Annotated in this window: 14 protein-coding genes; 8 read left to right on the top strand and 6 right to left on the bottom strand. The window is 64.7% G+C overall.

The genetic code is table 11. The features are described 5' to 3' along the window. Positions 1 to 175: 175 nt before the first annotated feature. Entirely contained in the window at positions 176 to 529 is a 354-nt protein-coding gene (locus CAG46_RS19850) for a hypothetical protein (protein WP_013971664.1), read from the top strand. A gap of 164 nt (positions 530 to 693) precedes the next feature. On the opposite strand, the gene CAG46_RS19845 is transcribed toward CAG46_RS19850, so the two are convergent. After that, entirely contained in the window at positions 694 to 1,599 is a 906-nt protein-coding gene (locus tag CAG46_RS19845) for a LysR family transcriptional regulator (RefSeq protein WP_025338281.1), read from the bottom strand. A gap of 125 nt (positions 1,600 to 1,724) precedes the next feature. Between CAG46_RS19845 and lysA the strand changes: the two genes are divergently transcribed. Together lysA and CAG46_RS19835 are read left to right on the top strand one after the other, a co-directional pair. Then, positions 1,725 to 2,957 carry a diaminopimelate decarboxylase gene (lysA, locus tag CAG46_RS19840; RefSeq protein ID WP_085617179.1) on the top strand — a complete coding sequence of 411 codons (1,233 nt, stop codon included), beginning with the start codon at positions 1,725 to 1,727 and terminating at the stop codon, positions 2,955 to 2,957. Positions 2,958 to 3,201: 244 nt separating this feature from the next. After that, positions 3,202 to 3,645 carry an acetyltransferase gene (locus CAG46_RS19835; RefSeq protein WP_085617177.1) on the top strand — a complete coding sequence of 148 codons (444 nt, stop codon included), beginning with the start codon at positions 3,202 to 3,204 and terminating at the stop codon, positions 3,643 to 3,645. A 9-nt stretch (positions 3,646 to 3,654) separates the two neighbouring features. On the opposite strand, the gene CAG46_RS19830 is transcribed toward CAG46_RS19835, so the two are convergent. Together CAG46_RS19830 and CAG46_RS19825 are read right to left on the bottom strand one after the other, a co-directional pair. Then, positions 3,655 to 4,956, bottom strand: coding sequence for a cation:dicarboxylate symporter family transporter (locus tag CAG46_RS19830; RefSeq protein WP_085589286.1), 1,302 nt, complete (start codon positions 4,954 to 4,956; stop codon positions 3,655 to 3,657). A gap of 68 nt (positions 4,957 to 5,024) precedes the next feature. Continuing rightward, positions 5,025 to 6,380: an adenylosuccinate lyase family protein gene (locus tag CAG46_RS19825; RefSeq protein WP_085617175.1), complete on the bottom strand. Its 1,356-nt coding sequence runs from the start codon at positions 6,378 to 6,380 to the stop codon at positions 5,025 to 5,027. Positions 6,381 to 6,497: 117 nt separating this feature from the next. On the opposite strand from CAG46_RS19825, the gene CAG46_RS19820 reads away from it, so the two are divergent. After that, positions 6,498 to 7,235, top strand: coding sequence for a GntR family transcriptional regulator (locus CAG46_RS19820; protein WP_085617173.1), 738 nt, complete (start codon positions 6,498 to 6,500; stop codon positions 7,233 to 7,235). A gap of 188 nt (positions 7,236 to 7,423) precedes the next feature. Here CAG46_RS19820 and CAG46_RS19810 read toward each other — a convergent pair whose 3' ends face one another. After that, on the bottom strand, positions 7,424 to 10,504 hold the full coding sequence (locus CAG46_RS19810; RefSeq protein WP_085617169.1) for a MexW/MexI family multidrug efflux RND transporter permease subunit: 3,081 nt from the start codon (positions 10,502 to 10,504) through the stop codon (positions 7,424 to 7,426). Further along, on the bottom strand, positions 10,501 to 11,598 hold the full coding sequence (locus CAG46_RS19805) for an efflux RND transporter periplasmic adaptor subunit (protein ID WP_085617167.1): 1,098 nt from the start codon (positions 11,596 to 11,598) through the stop codon (positions 10,501 to 10,503). The genes CAG46_RS19810 and CAG46_RS19805 overlap by 4 nt, the downstream gene beginning before the upstream one ends. 85 nt (positions 11,599 to 11,683) lie before the next feature. Between CAG46_RS19805 and soxR the strand changes: the two genes are divergently transcribed. Further along, positions 11,684 to 12,139, top strand: a complete 456-nt coding sequence (soxR, locus tag CAG46_RS19800; RefSeq protein ID WP_085589276.1) for a redox-sensitive transcriptional activator SoxR — start codon at positions 11,684 to 11,686, stop codon at positions 12,137 to 12,139. Between the two features lie 191 nt (positions 12,140 to 12,330). On the opposite strand, the gene CAG46_RS19795 is transcribed toward soxR, so the two are convergent. Further along, positions 12,331 to 12,627 carry a DUF3144 domain-containing protein gene (locus CAG46_RS19795; protein WP_025338275.1) on the bottom strand — a complete coding sequence of 99 codons (297 nt, stop codon included), beginning with the start codon at positions 12,625 to 12,627 and terminating at the stop codon, positions 12,331 to 12,333. A 143-nt stretch (positions 12,628 to 12,770) separates the two neighbouring features. Here CAG46_RS19795 and CAG46_RS19790 point away from each other — a divergent pair, with 143 nt between their 5' ends. The 3 genes from CAG46_RS19790 (at position 12,771) to CAG46_RS19780 (ending at position 15,574) form a co-directional block, all read left to right on the top strand. Beyond that, positions 12,771 to 13,631, top strand: coding sequence for a CAP domain-containing protein (locus tag CAG46_RS19790; RefSeq protein WP_085617166.1), 861 nt, complete (start codon positions 12,771 to 12,773; stop codon positions 13,629 to 13,631). A 222-nt stretch (positions 13,632 to 13,853) separates the two neighbouring features. Continuing rightward, positions 13,854 to 14,636 (top strand): aldolase, encoded by a 783-nt coding sequence (locus tag CAG46_RS19785; RefSeq protein WP_085617164.1) that lies wholly within the window; start codon positions 13,854 to 13,856, stop codon positions 14,634 to 14,636. A 44-nt stretch (positions 14,637 to 14,680) separates the two neighbouring features. Beyond that, positions 14,681 to 15,574 (top strand): dihydrodipicolinate synthase family protein, encoded by an 894-nt coding sequence (locus CAG46_RS19780; protein ID WP_085617162.1) that lies wholly within the window; start codon positions 14,681 to 14,683, stop codon positions 15,572 to 15,574. The last annotated feature ends 16 nt before the right edge of the window (positions 15,575 to 15,590 follow it).

Raw genomic sequence — 15,590 nt, 5'->3', positions numbered from 1 at the left:
CCAGGCGTTGAACGTGCGCAGGCACGCCCAGGGCTCGCCGAAGCTTAACGACTGATCGGTCATCAAGGCTTGCAGCGCTGCGACAATTTCGGTCAAGGGGGGGTAACTTTACGTTTATGCCTGTCGGCAAGACTGTCAGAATTCCCTTCCGTTTCCTTTGATCCGAGCCTTGTCCATGCAAATCAATACTGCCCTGCTGTTCGCCACCCCTTGCGATGACGAGGAAGACAACATGGCGACCCTGTGCTGCCACAGCGACAAGGGTCAGATGTTCCTGCTGACCCGCTACCCGGACGAAGACACCGTCGACCTGACCCTGGATGACGAGCCGTCGACGCTGGATGGCCTGAAAGTGACCCTGAGCGCCAAGCGCCTGCTGATCGAAGTGGCGGCCGGCGACCGGGATGCGCTGAAGGGGGATGAAGTGCTGGAGATCAACCTGACCAGCGAGTTGAGTGACATGGATGAAGTGAAGGAAACCCTGGAGAACATCCTGGCCGGGACCGGCACCTTCGTCTGCGAACTCTGAGCCATACAGCAATCCAAACGCTTGCGCGATCCCTGTAGGAGCGGCCTTGTGTCGCGATGGGCCGCAACGCGGCCCCAGCAATGTATGCCGTGACGCCGAGATTCTGGGGCCGCTTTGCGGCCCATCGCGGCACAAGGCCGCTCCTACAAAGGCCGCGCCAGGCTTCAGATCAGTGCCGCTTGCATCTCTTGGGCCTGTTGCCGCAACGCCTGGCAAAACGGCTCCACCGCCGCCGACGCCGGTCGGTGGTCCGGCCTGATCAGCATCACCTGGTACGGCACCGACACCCGCAACCGCCGGATCGGCAACCCGCCCTGCGCCGCTTCCAGCCCGCTCAGCGGGTTGATGATCGCCACCCCCAGGCCCTGCCTGACCATGGCGCACACCGAGGCCGCACTGGTGGTCTCGATGACCGTGCGGCGATTCACCCCTGCCGCGCGAAAGTGCTGGTCCAGGCGCTGCCGGTAGGTGTCCAGGCTGGCCAGATTGATGAAGTCGACCTCGTGGAAATCGCTCAGCTCCAGCTCGGCCCTGGCCTGCAACGGGTGCCCGTCGGGCAGCACGCACACCATGTTGGCGCTGAACAGCAATTCGCCGTAGGCGCCACGCGGTATCTGTTCTACCTCGGTCAGGCCCAGGTCATGCTGCTGGGCAACCAGCGACTCCTCCAGCAACGGCGACTCCTGCGCCAGGATACTCACGCTCACGCCCCGGTGCTGCTGGTGAAAACGCTGGCAAGCCTTGGGCAGCAAAGTCTGGGAAAACAGTGGCAGGCAGGTAATGGCCAGCCGGCCCTGCTCGAAATTGCGGATGGCCTGGGCAAAGCGGTCGATGCGCTCCAGCCCTACGTAGGCCCGCTCAACCTCCTCGATCAACAGCAGCGCCTGGGCCGTCGCCACCAGGCGGCCACCTTCGCGCTCGAACAGGTTCAGCCCGGTTACCTGCTCCAGCCGCGCCAGCTCACGGCTGACGGTGGGCTGCGAGGTAAACAGCAGGCGCGCCGCACCGGTGACGCTGCCAGCGGCCATGATGGCGCGGAACACTTCGATATGGCGGACGGACAGTTTCACGGGCAACACCTGGCAAGTCGGCAATGGTCATATCAGATATGAATGGCTGACAGAAAAATAGCTATTTTTCTGAATTCCTGCTTTGGCTCATTCTCGTGGTCTTCCTTAATATGAGTAGCGCCGCCATGACTGCACCCTTCACTCTTCTGGCCGAGGCTGTCCGCCAGCACGGCTCGCCGCTGTGGGCCTATGACGCCGGCACCATCGCCGAGCGTGCCGAACAGCTGAAGGTGTTCGACACCGTGCGCTTCGCCCAGAAGGCCAACCCCAACCTGCATGTGCTGCGCCTGATGCGCGCCCACGGCCTGGTGCTGGACGCAGTGTCGCTGGGCGAAATGGAACGGGCCTTTGCCGCGGGCGCCAGCGTGGATGGCGACCCTGCCGGCGTGGTGCTGACCTGCGACGCGCTAGACCGGCCGACCCTGGAGCGGGTGGTGGCCTCGAAGATCGAAGTCAACGCCGGGTCCATCGACATGCTGCGCCAACTGGGTGAACGCTCGCCCGGCCACCGCGTGTGGATCCGCATCAACCCCGGCTTCGGCCATGGCCACAGCCGCAAGACCAACACCGGCGGCGAGAACAGCAAGCACGGCATCTGGCACGAAGAGCTGGGCGAAGCGCTGGCCTGCGTGAAAACCCATGGCCTGCACCTGGTAGGGGTGCACATGCACATCGGCTCGGGGGTGGACTACCAGCATCTGGAGCAAGTGGCGCGCTCGATGATCGAGCTGATCGGCCGCCTGGGCGTGGACATCGAGGCATTCTCCATTGGCGGCGGCCTTTCCACCCCGTACCGCAGCAGCGACAAGCCGGTCGACCTGCAACGCTACGCCCGGACCTGGGCCGTGGCCCGCAAGGAAATCGAAGCGATGCTGGGCCACCCCGTGCGCATGGAGATCGAGCCAGGGCGCTTCCTGGTGGCGGAATCGGGCTACCTGGTGGCCGAGGTACGCGCCGTGAAGCAGGTGGGCCGCAATACCTTCGTCATGATCGACGCCGGTTTCAACGACCTGATGCGCCCGGCGATGTACGGGGCCTACCACCGCATGACCCTGCTCGACGCCGACGGCCAGCCGGTTGACCGCCCACGACAGCCGACCGTGGTGGCCGGGCCGCTGTGCGAGTCGGGTGATGTGTTTACCCAGGATGATCAGGAACTGACCCCGCACGACCTGCCCCAGGCGCAGGTGGGTGACCTGCTGGTGATCCACGACGCCGGGGCCTATGGCGCGTCGATGTCGTCGAACTACAACAGCCGGCCGTTGCTGCCGGAGTTCCTGATCGAGGATGGAGCGCTACGGATGATTCGCCGCAGGCAGACGGTGCAGGACCTGCTGGGCCTGGAGGCAGGCTTCTAACTATCGACGTGGATTGCAGTCGAGCCCATCGATGGCACGAGCTTCGCCCATGTTCGCGGGTAAACCCGCTCCCACAGGTACGGCGCCGGGCCCGAGGGCAGTGCCGTACTTGTGGGAGCGGGTTTACCCGCGAAAGGGCCGGCCCGGGCAACACATCAGCTGATGCCCTGCCCCACCGTCCATTGCCCCGCCCCACACAATCCGGGTACCCTTTTTTCCTCCCGGTCTCCCCAGGCATGACTCCATGATCATTCGCCAAAGCATCGCTGCAGACCACCCGCAACTGCTCGATATCTGGCTGCGCGCCGTGCGCGCCACGCACCACTTTCTGCAAGCGTCCGACATCGACGCGCTGCTGCCGCAATTGCGCGACGTCTACCTCCTGGCCGTCGAGCTCTGGGTCGCGGTTGACACCGAAGACCGCCCGCTGGGCTTCATCGGTTTCAATGGCAACCACGTGGAAATGCTCTTCGTCGCCCCCGAGCGCCATGGCCAGGGCATAGGCCGCGCGCTGCTGGACTTCGGCCGCCAGAAGCACAACGTGATGAGCGTCGATGTCAACGAGCAGAACCCGCAGGCGGTGGGGTTCTACCGGCATTACGGTTTCATCCAGACCGGCCGCTCACCGCTGGATGGCGAAGGCCGGCCGTTCCCCTTGCTGCATATGAGCCTGCCTGCCCAGGTTTGATATGCCTGCTCAGAGCGCTGCCCCGGGAGCCCGCCCCAGCACTCGCGAATACTCCTCACGCGCCGTCTGCTCGGTAAACTCACCCGCCCACTTGGCCACCACCACTGTCGCCACGCTATTACCAATAGTGTTGCAAGTAGCCATGGCCATGGACATGAAGCGGTACACGCCAAACAGTAACGCGAGCCCTTCCACCGGCAGCACGCCGATGGCGGTCACGGTGGCGGCGAATACCACGAAGCTGCCCCCCGATACTGCCGCCGCCCCCTTGGAGGTCACCAGCATGATCGCCAGAATCCCCAACTGCTGTTCCCAACCCAGCGGCACACCGTAGGCATTGGCAATGAACAGCACACACATCGACATGTAGATCGAGGTGCCATCCAGGTTGAAGGCATAACCGGTCGGCAACACCAGGCCCACGCTCTGCTTCGAGCAGCCAAAGCGCTCGAGCTTCTGAAGCAGCCGTGGCAACGCACTTTCGGACGAGGCCGTACCAAGCACGATGAAGATCTCGTCCTTGATGTACTTCAGGAAGCGCCACAGGCTGAAACCAGACAACCGGCACACGGCACCCAGCACCACGAACAGGAAGAAGGCGATCGCCACATAGAACATCAGCACCAGGTTGGCCAGCGATATCAGCACAGCCGAACCATTGCTGCCCACCGCATAGGCTACCGAGCCGAACGCCCCCAGCGGGGCGAACTTCATGATCAGGTTGATGAACTCGAAGAAGCACTCCGATACCCGGTTCAAGCCGTCCTCGATCACCGCCCGGCGCTCATGCTTCAAGGCCAGCAGGGCGAAGCCGAACAGCACGGCGATCACCAGCACCTGCAGCAACTGGCCACCGGCGAAGGCACCGACGAAGTTGTCGGGGAAGATGCCATAGATGAAGTCCATGGTCGAACTCGGCGCATGGCCTTTGGCAACCGCAGCGCTGGCTGCCGCCGAGGCGGCACTGCTGGCGTGTGCACCATGCATGCCCGAGCCGATGCCGATCAGGTTGCCCCACAGCAGGCCCAGAGCCAGGGCAAAGGTAGACAGCAGTTCGAAGTACACCAGCGCGCGCCAGCCTACCTTGCCGACCCGTTTGATATCACCGGCCGAGGCAATGCCGTGGACCACGGTGAAGAATACCAGCGGCGCGACGGCAGTCTTGATCAGCTTGAGGAAGATGTCCCCGAGTATCTTGAACTTGGCAGCAAGTTCGGGGGCAAGGAAACCGAAGGCGATGCCCAGCAGCATCGCGGCGAGCACCTGGAAGGTCAGGTCCTTGTACAGCGGCTTTTTCGACGTGGAAACCATGGTAGCGTTCTCATTGTTCTTGTACGGGGTCTCAGGTCGGAGCCCGGGCAGGCCGGGCCCCGGTCGTATCAGCGGGCGACTGCGCCCTGGCGAGCCAGGGCCTGATCGACCATCTGAGGTGCCAGACCCAGGTAGTTGGCCGGGTTGCACAGCTGCTCGAGGGTGGCCAGGTCCAGGCGAGCGGTGGCCTGCCCCTGGGCCTTCAACGCTTCCAGCAGGCTGATGCCTTGGTCGTTGGCCATGCGGCAGGCGGCATAGACCACGTCGTGCGCCACCTGGCGGCCCAGCGCCGGTGCCAGGCCCATCATCACCGCTTCGGCCACGATCAGGCCCTGGGTCATGTCGAGGTTCTTGCGCATGCGCTCAGTACGCACGTCCAGGCCAGCCAGCATGAAGCACGCCTGGCCCAGCGAGGCGCCGGTCAGGGCGAAGGCTTCGGGGATGGCGATCCACTCGGCCTGCCACGGGCCAGTGGAGCGCTCGAAGTCCTGGATCATGGCGTCGAGCATCAGCCCGGCCTGCTGACGCACACCCTTGGCGGCGGCGTACATTAACTCGCAGGAAATCGGGTTACGCTTCTGCGGCATGGTGCTGCTGGCGCCCCGCCCTTTGACGAACGGCTCGTAAGCTTCACCCAACTCGCTGGTCATCATCATCATGATATCCAGTGCCACCTTGCCCAAAGAGGCGCTGACCAGGCCGAGGAAGTTCAGGGTTTCGGCCAGGCCATCCCGGGCCACGTGCCAGGTAGCCTGCGGCACGCCCAGGCCCAGTTCGTCCATCAGTGCGGCCTGCACTTCCAGGCCCTTGTCACCCAGCGACGCCAGGGTACCGGCAGCACCGGCAAACTGCCCCACTTCCACTCGCGGGCGCAGCTGCGCCAAGCGCTCGGCGTGACGGTCGAACATGCTCAGCCACACCGCGCACTTGTAGCCGAAAGTGATGGGCAGCGCGTGCTGCAGGTGGGTGCGGCCGGCCATCGGCGTGTCACGGTAGCGCTGCGCCAGTTCGGCCAGCAGGCCGCGCACGGTCTGGATGTCACGCGCGACGATGGCCAGGGCTGCGCGCACCTGCAGGACCACGGCGGTGTCCATGATGTCCTGGGTGGTGGCGCCCCAATGAACGTAGCGGCCGGCCTCGCCACACAGCTTCGACAGCTGCTCGACCAGCGGCAGGATCGGATAGCCGACGATTTCGGTTTCGTGCTGCATCAATGCCAGATCCAGCGCCTCGTAGCGCGACAACTCGGCAATCTGCGCTGCGGCTTCGGCAGGGATGACGCCGCAACGTGCTTCGGCCTTGGCCAGGGCCACTTCGACTTCGATGTAACGCTCGATCACCGATTTGTCGGAGAACACCGCGCGCATTTCGGCAGTGCCGAACATGTCACGGAACAGGGTGGAATCGAAAACGGTAGTGGACATGGGCAGGGATCCTGAAATGTTGTTTTTGACCGTACATATTTATTATGTACGTACATAATTCTTGCCCTGCCGCTGTTACACTGTCAACCGATGAAATTCGCGAGACAGACCAAAGGCATGAACCCGACGCGCTATACCACCGTGGCAAAGGACTTGATGGAAGGCATCGCCAGCGGCCGCTACCCGGTGGGCAGCCTGCTGCCGACCGAGTTCGAGCTGTGCGACCTGTACGATGTGAGCCGACACACTGTGCGCGCGGCGATCAACCAGTTGCTCAACCAAGGGCTGGTATCGCGGCGCAAGCGCGTGGGTACTCGGGTGGAGGCCAGCAGCCCGCGTGGTGGCTACTCGCAGTCACTGGCCAGCGTGGCGGACCTGGCGCACCTGGCGGAAACCCAGCAACGGGAAATCCAGGACGTGCGCCACTTCGTCGCCGACCTGAGCGAGGCGGCGCGGCTGGGGCTGGTACCGGGCGAGCACTACTTCTGCGTGTCGAGCATCCGTGTCGACCGCGTGCACAACGCGGCGCCGCTGTGCTGGACCGATGTGTATGCGCAGCGCGACTATGCCGAGGTCATCGAGTTGGCCCGCGAGCACCCCGACCAACTGATTGCGGGGCTGATCGAGCAGCACTATGGCCGGGCGATCGCGGTGGTCGACCAGCAGGTGCGGGCAGTGTTGCTGACCGCGGAAATGGCCCGGGTGCTGAAGGCCGAGGCAGGCGCGCCGGGGCTGAAGATCATTCGCCATTACCGCGAGGAAAACGGCGACCTGATGGCGGTGTCCGAGACGGTGCACCCGGATGATCGCTTTACCCTGGTTACCCAGATGCGCCGGGATCGGTCGCCTGGCTGATCAAACCAGCGCCATGCTCGATATCCCAAAACTTGCGCGATCCCTGTAGGAGCGGCCTTGTGTCGCGATAGGGCTGCGCAGCAGCCCCAGGATTTCCGCGCAGGTGCACAAATTGCCGGGGCTGCTGCGCAGCCCTATCGCGACACAAGGCCGCTCCTACAGGGATCGCGCATGTGGCCAGGTTTACCTCACATGTCCAACACCCGCTCAGCCTCCGCCAACTGCTGCCCCCGCACCGTGGTCACCCGATGATCGCGCGCCAGCAAGGCATAGATCGTCGGCAGCACAAACAGGGTAAACAAGGTCCCCACCAGCATCCCGCACACGATCACCACCCCCAGGCCAAAGCGGCTGTTGGCCCCGGCGCCGGTGGCGAACAGCAGCGGCAGCACGCCGAAGGTCATCGCCGCCGTGGTCATCAGCACCGGCCGCAGGCGTATCTGCGCGGCGCGGACAATGGCGGTGGCACGGTCGAGGTTGTCACGCACCTGGATCTCGTTGGCGAACTCCACCATCAGGATGCCGTGCTTGCTGATCAGGCCGATCAGGGTCACCAGGCCGATCTGCGTGTAGATGTTCAGCGTGGCCCAGCCCAGCGCCAGCGGCAGCAACGCACCGCAGATCGACAGCGGCACGGTCACCAGGATGATCAGCGGGTCCACCAGGCTTTCGTACTGCGCGGCCAGCACCAGGTAGATCACCACCAGGGCGGCGAGAAACGCCCACATCAGGGCAAAGCCCTCTTGCACGTACTGACGCGACTCCGATTGCCAGTCATGGCTGAAGCCAGGTGGCAGTTCGGCGGCAAGCTGTTCGAGAAATGCCACGGCATTCCCCATCGACACACCGGGCGCCGGGATCGCCTGCAGGGTACTGGCGTTCTGCTGGTCGAACTGCAGCAAGCGGTTGGGCGCCACTTCGATGTCCAGGTGCACCACCGTGGCCAGCGGTACCAGGCTGCCGTTTTCGGCGCGCACGTACTGGCGGTTCAGCGCCGCCGGCGTCAGCCGCTGGTCCTGGATGCTTTGCGGGATCACGTCGTAGGAGCGACCGAACAGGGCGAAGCGGTTGAGGTACTGTTCGCCCACCAGCACGCCCAGCGACTCGCCGATGGCCTGCATGCTGATGCCCAGGCTGGCCGCCTTGGCGCGGTCGATGCGTACCTTGACCACCGGGTTGTTGTAGTCGAGGTCGCTGTCCACCACGCTGAACAGGCCGCTGTCGCGGGCGCGCTGCTTGATCATCTCCATGGTCTGGTACAGCTCGGGGTAGTCCTGTGCGCTACGCAACACCATCTGCACCGGCAAGCCACCGCTTGAACCCGGCAGCGAGGCCACCTGGAAGGCGAAGATGCTGCTGCCCTCGATGTCCGCCACGGCCTGCTGCAACTGCGCCTGCACCTGCGCGGCGGAACGCTCGCGGGCCTGCCAGGCGCTGAGGTTGATGCCGCCGAAACTGGCGGCCGGGCCGTCGGTGCCGTTGATGATCCAGGTGTCGGTGGTTTCGGCGAGGGACTTCATCACCTGGTCCAGCTTCAGGGCAAAGCGCTCCACATAATCCAGGCTGGCATGCTGCGGCGACTTGATGGCCGTCAGCACCGCCGCCTGGTCCTCGGGCGGGGCCAGTTCGCGCTGCGGCAGCAGGTACAGCCAAGGCAGGCTCAGGCACACCAGAAGCGCCACACCACCACTGATCCAGCGATGCGACAGGGTGTAGCCAAGTACTCGCCCATAGGCCCCGGTCAGCATGCCGAACAGGCGGTCGGCCATGTTGGCCATGGCGCCATGCTGCTGGCCGGGTTGCAACAACAGCGAGCTCATCACCGGCGACAGGGTGAGCGCGACGATGCCGGACACGATCACCGCCCCCGCCAGGGTCAGGGCAAACTCACGGAACAGCGTGCCGGTCAGCCCGCCCATCAAGCCGATCGGCGCGTATACGGCGGCCAGGGTCAGGGTCATGGCGATCACCGGCCCGGCGATTTCCCGCGCCCCGGCCAGCGCCGCAGCAACCGGCGACTTGCCCTCTTCGATATGGCGGTGCACGTTCTCCACCACCACGATGGCATCGTCCACCACCAGGCCGATGGCCAGCACCATCGCCAGCAAGGTCAGCAGGTTCAGGCTGAAGCCGAACAGCAGCATCAGGCCCGCCGCACCGAGCATCGACAGCGGGATGGCCACCACCGCGATCACCACGCTGCGCAGCGAACCCAGGCACAGCCAGATGACCAGCACCACGATCAGCATGGCCTCCACCAAGGTGCGCAGCACCTCGTCGATCGAGGCATCGATGAAGCGTGCGGTCTCATAGGCCAGCGCCACCTCCACCCCGGGTGGCAGGGTCTGACGAATCTGCGGCAGCAGCTGGCGAATACCCTCGACGATCACCAGCGGGTTGCCGGTCGGGGTGGGGAACAGCCCCAGGTGCACGGCGGGCTTGCCGTTCATGGTGGCGCTGGTCTGGGTGGCCGCCGCGCTCAGCTCGACGGTGCCGACATCACGCAGGCGCACCAGGTCGGTGCCATCGTTGCGGATGATCAGCTCGCGGAAGTCCTCGACCCGGGTCAGGTCGGTGTCCACCTGGATATCGGCCAGCACGTACTGCCCACGCACCTGCCCCGGCGTCGCCTGGTAGTTGTTGGCACGCACCGCCTGCGCCACGTCGGCGGCCGTCACCCCGCGCCCGGCCATCTGTTCGCTGTCCAGCCACAGGCGCATGGCCAGGCGCTGCCCGCCGAACGACTGCACCTTGGCCACACCGTCGATGCCGGAGAACTGCGGTTCCACCACCCGCGACAGGTAATCGCTCAGTTCGGGTATCGACAAGGTTTCGCTGGCAAAGCCCACGTAGGCCACCGCCGTGGAGTCACCTGCCGACAGCTCCACCACCGGGTCGTAGGCCTTCTCCGGCAGGCGATAGCGCACCTGGTTGACCTTGGCCATGGTCTCGGCAAGCGCCTGGGTCGAATCGCGGTTGAGCACCATGCGCAAGGTGATCAGGCTGCGCCCCTGCTGCGACGACGAGGACAGGTAGTCGATGCCCTCGACCGACGATACCGCCTGGGTGATCGGCTGGGTCACGAAACCTTGCATCAGCTCGGCGGAGGCGCCCGGGTACTCGGTGCTGATGGTGATGGTGGAGGTTTCCAGCAGCGGGTACTGGCGGATCGGCAGCTTGCCCATTGCAAACAGCCCCAGCAGGATGATCAGGCTGCTGACCACCAGCGCCAGCACCGGGCGGCGGACAAAGAGGTCGGTGAACTTCACGATTGCCGCCCTCCCTGGCTGGCCTGCAGGCTGTCTTGCGCCACTGGCTCGACCGGCATGCCGTCGCTCAGTTTCAACTGGCCGGAAACCACCACCTGGTCACCGGGCGCCAGGCCTGAGGTGATCTCCACCTTTCCCTGCCAGCGCTCACCAGTAGTCACCCGCACCCGGCTGACCCGGGTGCCCTGTTCCGGGTCCCGGGTAGCGACGAACACCGTCTGCCCGTAGGCGGTGTAGGTGATCGCGGTTTCCGGCACGGCCAGCACGCTTGACGGCTGCGCGGCATCCAGGCGCACGCCGGCGTACATGCCCGGCTGCAACTGCCCGCCCGGGTTCGGCAAGGCCGCCTGCACCTGCACCAGGCGCGCCTTGCTCACCACCGGGTCCACCGCGACCACCCGGGCCTGGAAGTCCTGCCCGCGCACCGCATCCACCGTCAGCGCCAGCATTTGCCCCACGTGCACTTCGGGGGCGGCTTGTTCGCCCAGGGAAAAATTGACGTGCAGCTGGCTGATGTCGGCCAGGCTGGCGATGGTCTCACCGGCGCTCAGGTACTGGCCCTGATGCACCCGGCGAATGCCGAGCTTGCCGGCAAACGGCGCGCGTATCGCCTTCTGCGCGATCAGCGCCTCGACATGCTGCAGCTCACCGCTGGCCACGTCCACGGCGGTGGCCGCATTGTCGAGCAGTTCCTGTGACACAGCGTTCACCGCGCGCAGCTTGCGGCTGCGCTGCAGCACCACTTCGGCATTGCGCAGCCTGGCGCGCAACTGCACGCGCTGGGCCTGCTCCGGGGCATCGTTCAGCTGTACCAGTAATTGCCCTGCACTCACCCATTGCCCCGACTCGAAGGCGATGCGGGTGATGCGCCCCGCCGTCTCGGCCGCCACCTGTACCTGGTTGACCGCCTCCAGCTCCCCCGAGGCAAAGTTCTGCCGTGCCAGCTGCACTTGCTCGGCCGTGGCCAGCGCCACCTTGGTCGCCGGCCATGCCGCCGCAGCCGGCGGCGCCGAGCCACTGCCGACCAATGCATAGGCAGCGGCCAGCACACCTGCAACAGCGCCAGCCCAGGCCAGTAACGTCCTTTTGTTCATGCAGTGCTCCGATCATCAGGGAAAGCGGTTGCGGGGAAGATCGGGCAGGACTATAAGAGCTCGAGTTAACTTGAGGTCAACAGGCATGGCAGCGGACAACACACGGATGCTAACGGTAGGGGAAGTGGCCAAACGCAGCGGCGTGGCGGTTTCTGCGCTGCACTTCTACGAGACCAAGGGGCTGATCGCCAGCGTCCGTACGGCGGGTAACCAGCGCCGCTATCCTTCACTGGTGCTGCGCACGCTGGCCATTATCAAGGTGGCGCAGCGCACGGGTATTCCGCTTGAGGAGATCAAGCAGGCCTTCAGCCGCTATGCGCCCAACAGCAAGCTCACGGCAGCGCAATGGGGCGAGATGTCGACCGCCTGGCGCGAAGACCTGAACGCCCGCATTCGTACTCTGGAAGCGTTGCGCGACAGCCTGGACAACTGCATTGGCTGCGGCTGCCTGTCGCTGGAGGATTGCCCGCTGCGCAACCCCGAGGATGTGCTGGGCAAGGAAGGTACCGGGGCGCGGATTCTGGAGAAAAAGACCCGATAAGGCTGCGCTGGCGGGTAGAGGACTGAACTCGCAAGCGGTCCGCGTACCCTGTGGGAGCGGGTTTACCCGCGAAGAATCCAACGCGGTGCATGGCACCGGCTGCGCCGGTGTTCGCGGCTAAAGCCGCTCCCACAGGGTCCCTGCTAACTCAATGAGCCTTGTGCAGTTCCATGAGTTCGCGCCCCCATGGTTCAGTCGCCTTTGCCCAACACATACCGGTCAAAATGCTCGATGTGCTCGTCCAGGTTGTCCTCGAGCATCATCCGGTACTGCTCGCAGAAATACTTCAACAGTTCCTCCCGCGCGGCAGCCAGTTCGGCACCGGTCTTGAAACTGCGGGCACTCATCCAGGCATTGAAGCGCGAGGCGCCGAAGGTCAGTGAGGCACTGACCTTGCCCAGGTCTTCGATTTTCTCGATCTGCTGGTTCGCCAGTTCGATATGCGCATCCGCGCGGTCGTAAAAAGCCTGATCGGTAGCTTGTGTCATTGCGGTTTACCTTGTTGCAGCATTCAAGTTGAGTAACCGCGAAAAATTGTACCCCGTACACGTGAACCTGTATTGAGGCGCACAGTCTTAGGCGAGCCCTCAAATCGGCCTTGCCGCCGTCATTCACCAGAGCCATTCACCCCATGCGCCAAGCAGTCCGTCGCTCCCCCTTTGTCTCGCTCTGCTTCATTCCTTTTCTTCCCCTGTTCGCCAACCCCGCCCATGCCAGCGGGGAAAGGCAACTGGTGGCAGCCATCAACGACTATCGCACCCAGCCACAACGCTGCGAGCGGCGCATTGTCCGGGGCTCGACGCCGCTGGTGCTGAAACCGAAACTGGCATTGCCGGTCGGCTACGGCGGGGGTTTGCGGGAAGGATTGAAAGCTGCGGGTTATCAGGCGGTGAAGGTGCGGGCCATCCGCCTGGTCGGCGCGCGAGATGCCGAGGAGGCCTTTGACATGCTCCGCAGCGACTACTGCGCAGCCCTGCTCGATAGCCAATATGCCGATATCGGCGTCAGTCGCTCCCGCAACGAGTGGCGGGTGCTGCTGGCTCGGCCCCTGCTCGACGCCCAGCTCGGCGATAGGCGATCGGCCAGCAACGCGTTGCTGGCACAGGTAAACGCTGCACGGGCGAAGCCGCGCCTGTGTGGTCGCAAGCGCTTTGCCGCTGCACGCCCGCTGGCCTGGAACACCGCCCTGGGAACGGCCGCGCAGCGCCACAGCCGGGCGATGGCCAACGACAATTTCTTCGCGCACCGCGACCTCGACGGTGATCTACCCGCAGATCGGGCATGGGATGCCGGCTACCGTGGGCGGCAGATCGGCGAGAACATTGCCGCAGGCCAGGGGTCACCGAGCAAGGCGATGGCCGGCTGGCTGGCCAGCCCCGGGCATTGCGCCAACCTGATGAACCCGATGTTTACCCAGGTGGGTGCGGCCTTTGCCGAGAACTCGCGTAGCGATAACGGCGTTTACTGGACGATGCTGTTCGGCGCGCCTTGAAGGGCACGTGCCAGCCCTGTGACCAGGGCTGGCCTGCCGATCGTTGCCTGCATCACCTCTGACAACCCCGCCATACCTCCCCCCTCGCAGTATCAGATGACTGGCGCTGGTGATGACACATCGCTTGCATATGACACTTTGTGTCATTAATATCGCGCTTGTGTCCTGACGGCGTCCTCGCCGATCAGCAATCCATCGCCCTTCCCGATGCAGGTACCGCCCATGACGACCACCATGCAGACCCCCAAGGACCAGCTGGTCAAACTCGCCCAGCAGCAGATGCTGACGGCGCTGGCCGACAACACCTACACCTCTCGACAAAAACTCGCCCTCACCTGCCGCATCCTGTTCGACGGTGGCCACGACTCCGGCCTGGCCGGGCAGATCACCGCCCGCGCCGAGCAGCCTGGCACCTACTACACGCAGCAACTCGGCCTGGGCTTCGACGAGATCGCCGCTTCCAACCTGCTGGTGGTCGACGAAGACCTCACCGTGCTGCAAGGCCGCGGCATGGCCAACCCGGCCAACCGCTTCCATAGCTGGCTGTACCGCGCACGCCCCGACGTCAACTGCATCATCCACACCCACCCGCTGCACAGCGCCGCCCTGTCGATGCTGGAAGTGCCACTGGCCATCTCGCACATGGACCTGTGCCCGCTGTTCGACGACTGCGCGTTCCTCAAGGAATGGCCCGGCGTACCGGTGGGCAACGAAGAAGGTGAAATCATTTCAAGGGCGATCGGCGACAAGCGCGCGATCCTGCTTTCCCACCATGGCCTGCTGATCGCCGGCCGCTCGATCGAGGAAGCCTGCGTGCTCGCCCTGCTGTTCGAGCGCGCAGCCAAGATGCAGCTGCTGGCCATGGGTGCCGGTGACATCCGCCCCATCCCGGATGCCCTGGGCAAGGAAGCCCACGACTGGATCTCCACCCCCAAACGTCATGGCGCCGCCTTCAGCTATTACGCGCGCCGTGCCTTGCGTGCCCATGGCGACTGCCTGGGCTGACTGAAGTTGTACTCTTTCCCCAACAACGGCAGAGGTGCCTGGTTATGTCTACACCTGTAATTCGCGGCGTTATCGGCTACACCATCACTCCCTTCACGGCAGACGGCACGCTCGATCTGGATGCCCTGGGCACGTCCATCGACCGCCTGATCGCCGACGGCGTACACGCCATCGCACCCCTGGGCAGCACCGGCGAAGGCGCCTACCTGCACGACAGCGAATGGGAAACGGTGGTGCGCTTCAGCCTGGCACGCATTGCCGGCCGCGTACCCAGCGTGGTCAGCGTCTCCGACCTGACCACCGCACGCACCGTGCAGCGCGCCCGCCTGGCACAGGCCTGCGGCGCCACGGCGGTGATGGTGCTGCCCATCTCCTACTGGAAGCTCACCGAAGCCGAAGTGGCCGCCCACTACAAGGCGGTGGGCGCGGCCATCGACATTCCGATCATGCTCTACAACAACCCGGGCACCAGCGGCACCGACCTGTCGGTGGAGCTGATCCTGCGCATCCTCGGCGAAGTGCCCAATGTGACCATGGTCAAGGAAAGCACCGGCGACATCCAGCGCATGCACCGCCTGTTCAAGGCCACCGATGGCCAGGTGGCCTTCTACAACGGTTGCAACCCGCTCACCCTGGAAGCCCTGGTGGCCGGCGCCACCGGCTGGTGCACCGCCGCGCCCAACCTGATCCCGGCGCTGAACCTGGCGCTGTGGGACGCGGTGCAGCAAGGCAACCTGGCTGAAGCTCGCGCGCTGTTCTACCGCCAGTACGAACTGCTGGAATACATCACCCGCCGTGGCCTGCCCACCACCATCAAGGCTGGCTTGAAGATGCTCGGCCAGGATGTCGGCGCTCCACGCCTGCCCCTGCAGCCGCTGGATGCGCAAGGCAGCGCCTACCTGAAGGGCTTGCTGGACGCCCTGGGCGAGGCCGACTGAACCAACGAGACCTGTC

The sequence above is a fragment of the Pseudomonas sp. B23(2017) genome, assembly GCF_002113725.1.
Lineage (GTDB): Bacteria > Pseudomonadota > Gammaproteobacteria > Pseudomonadales > Pseudomonadaceae > Aquipseudomonas > Aquipseudomonas putida_Z.
Note: the sequence above shows the minus strand (reverse complement) of the source record. Positions and strands in the feature narration are given on the sequence as shown.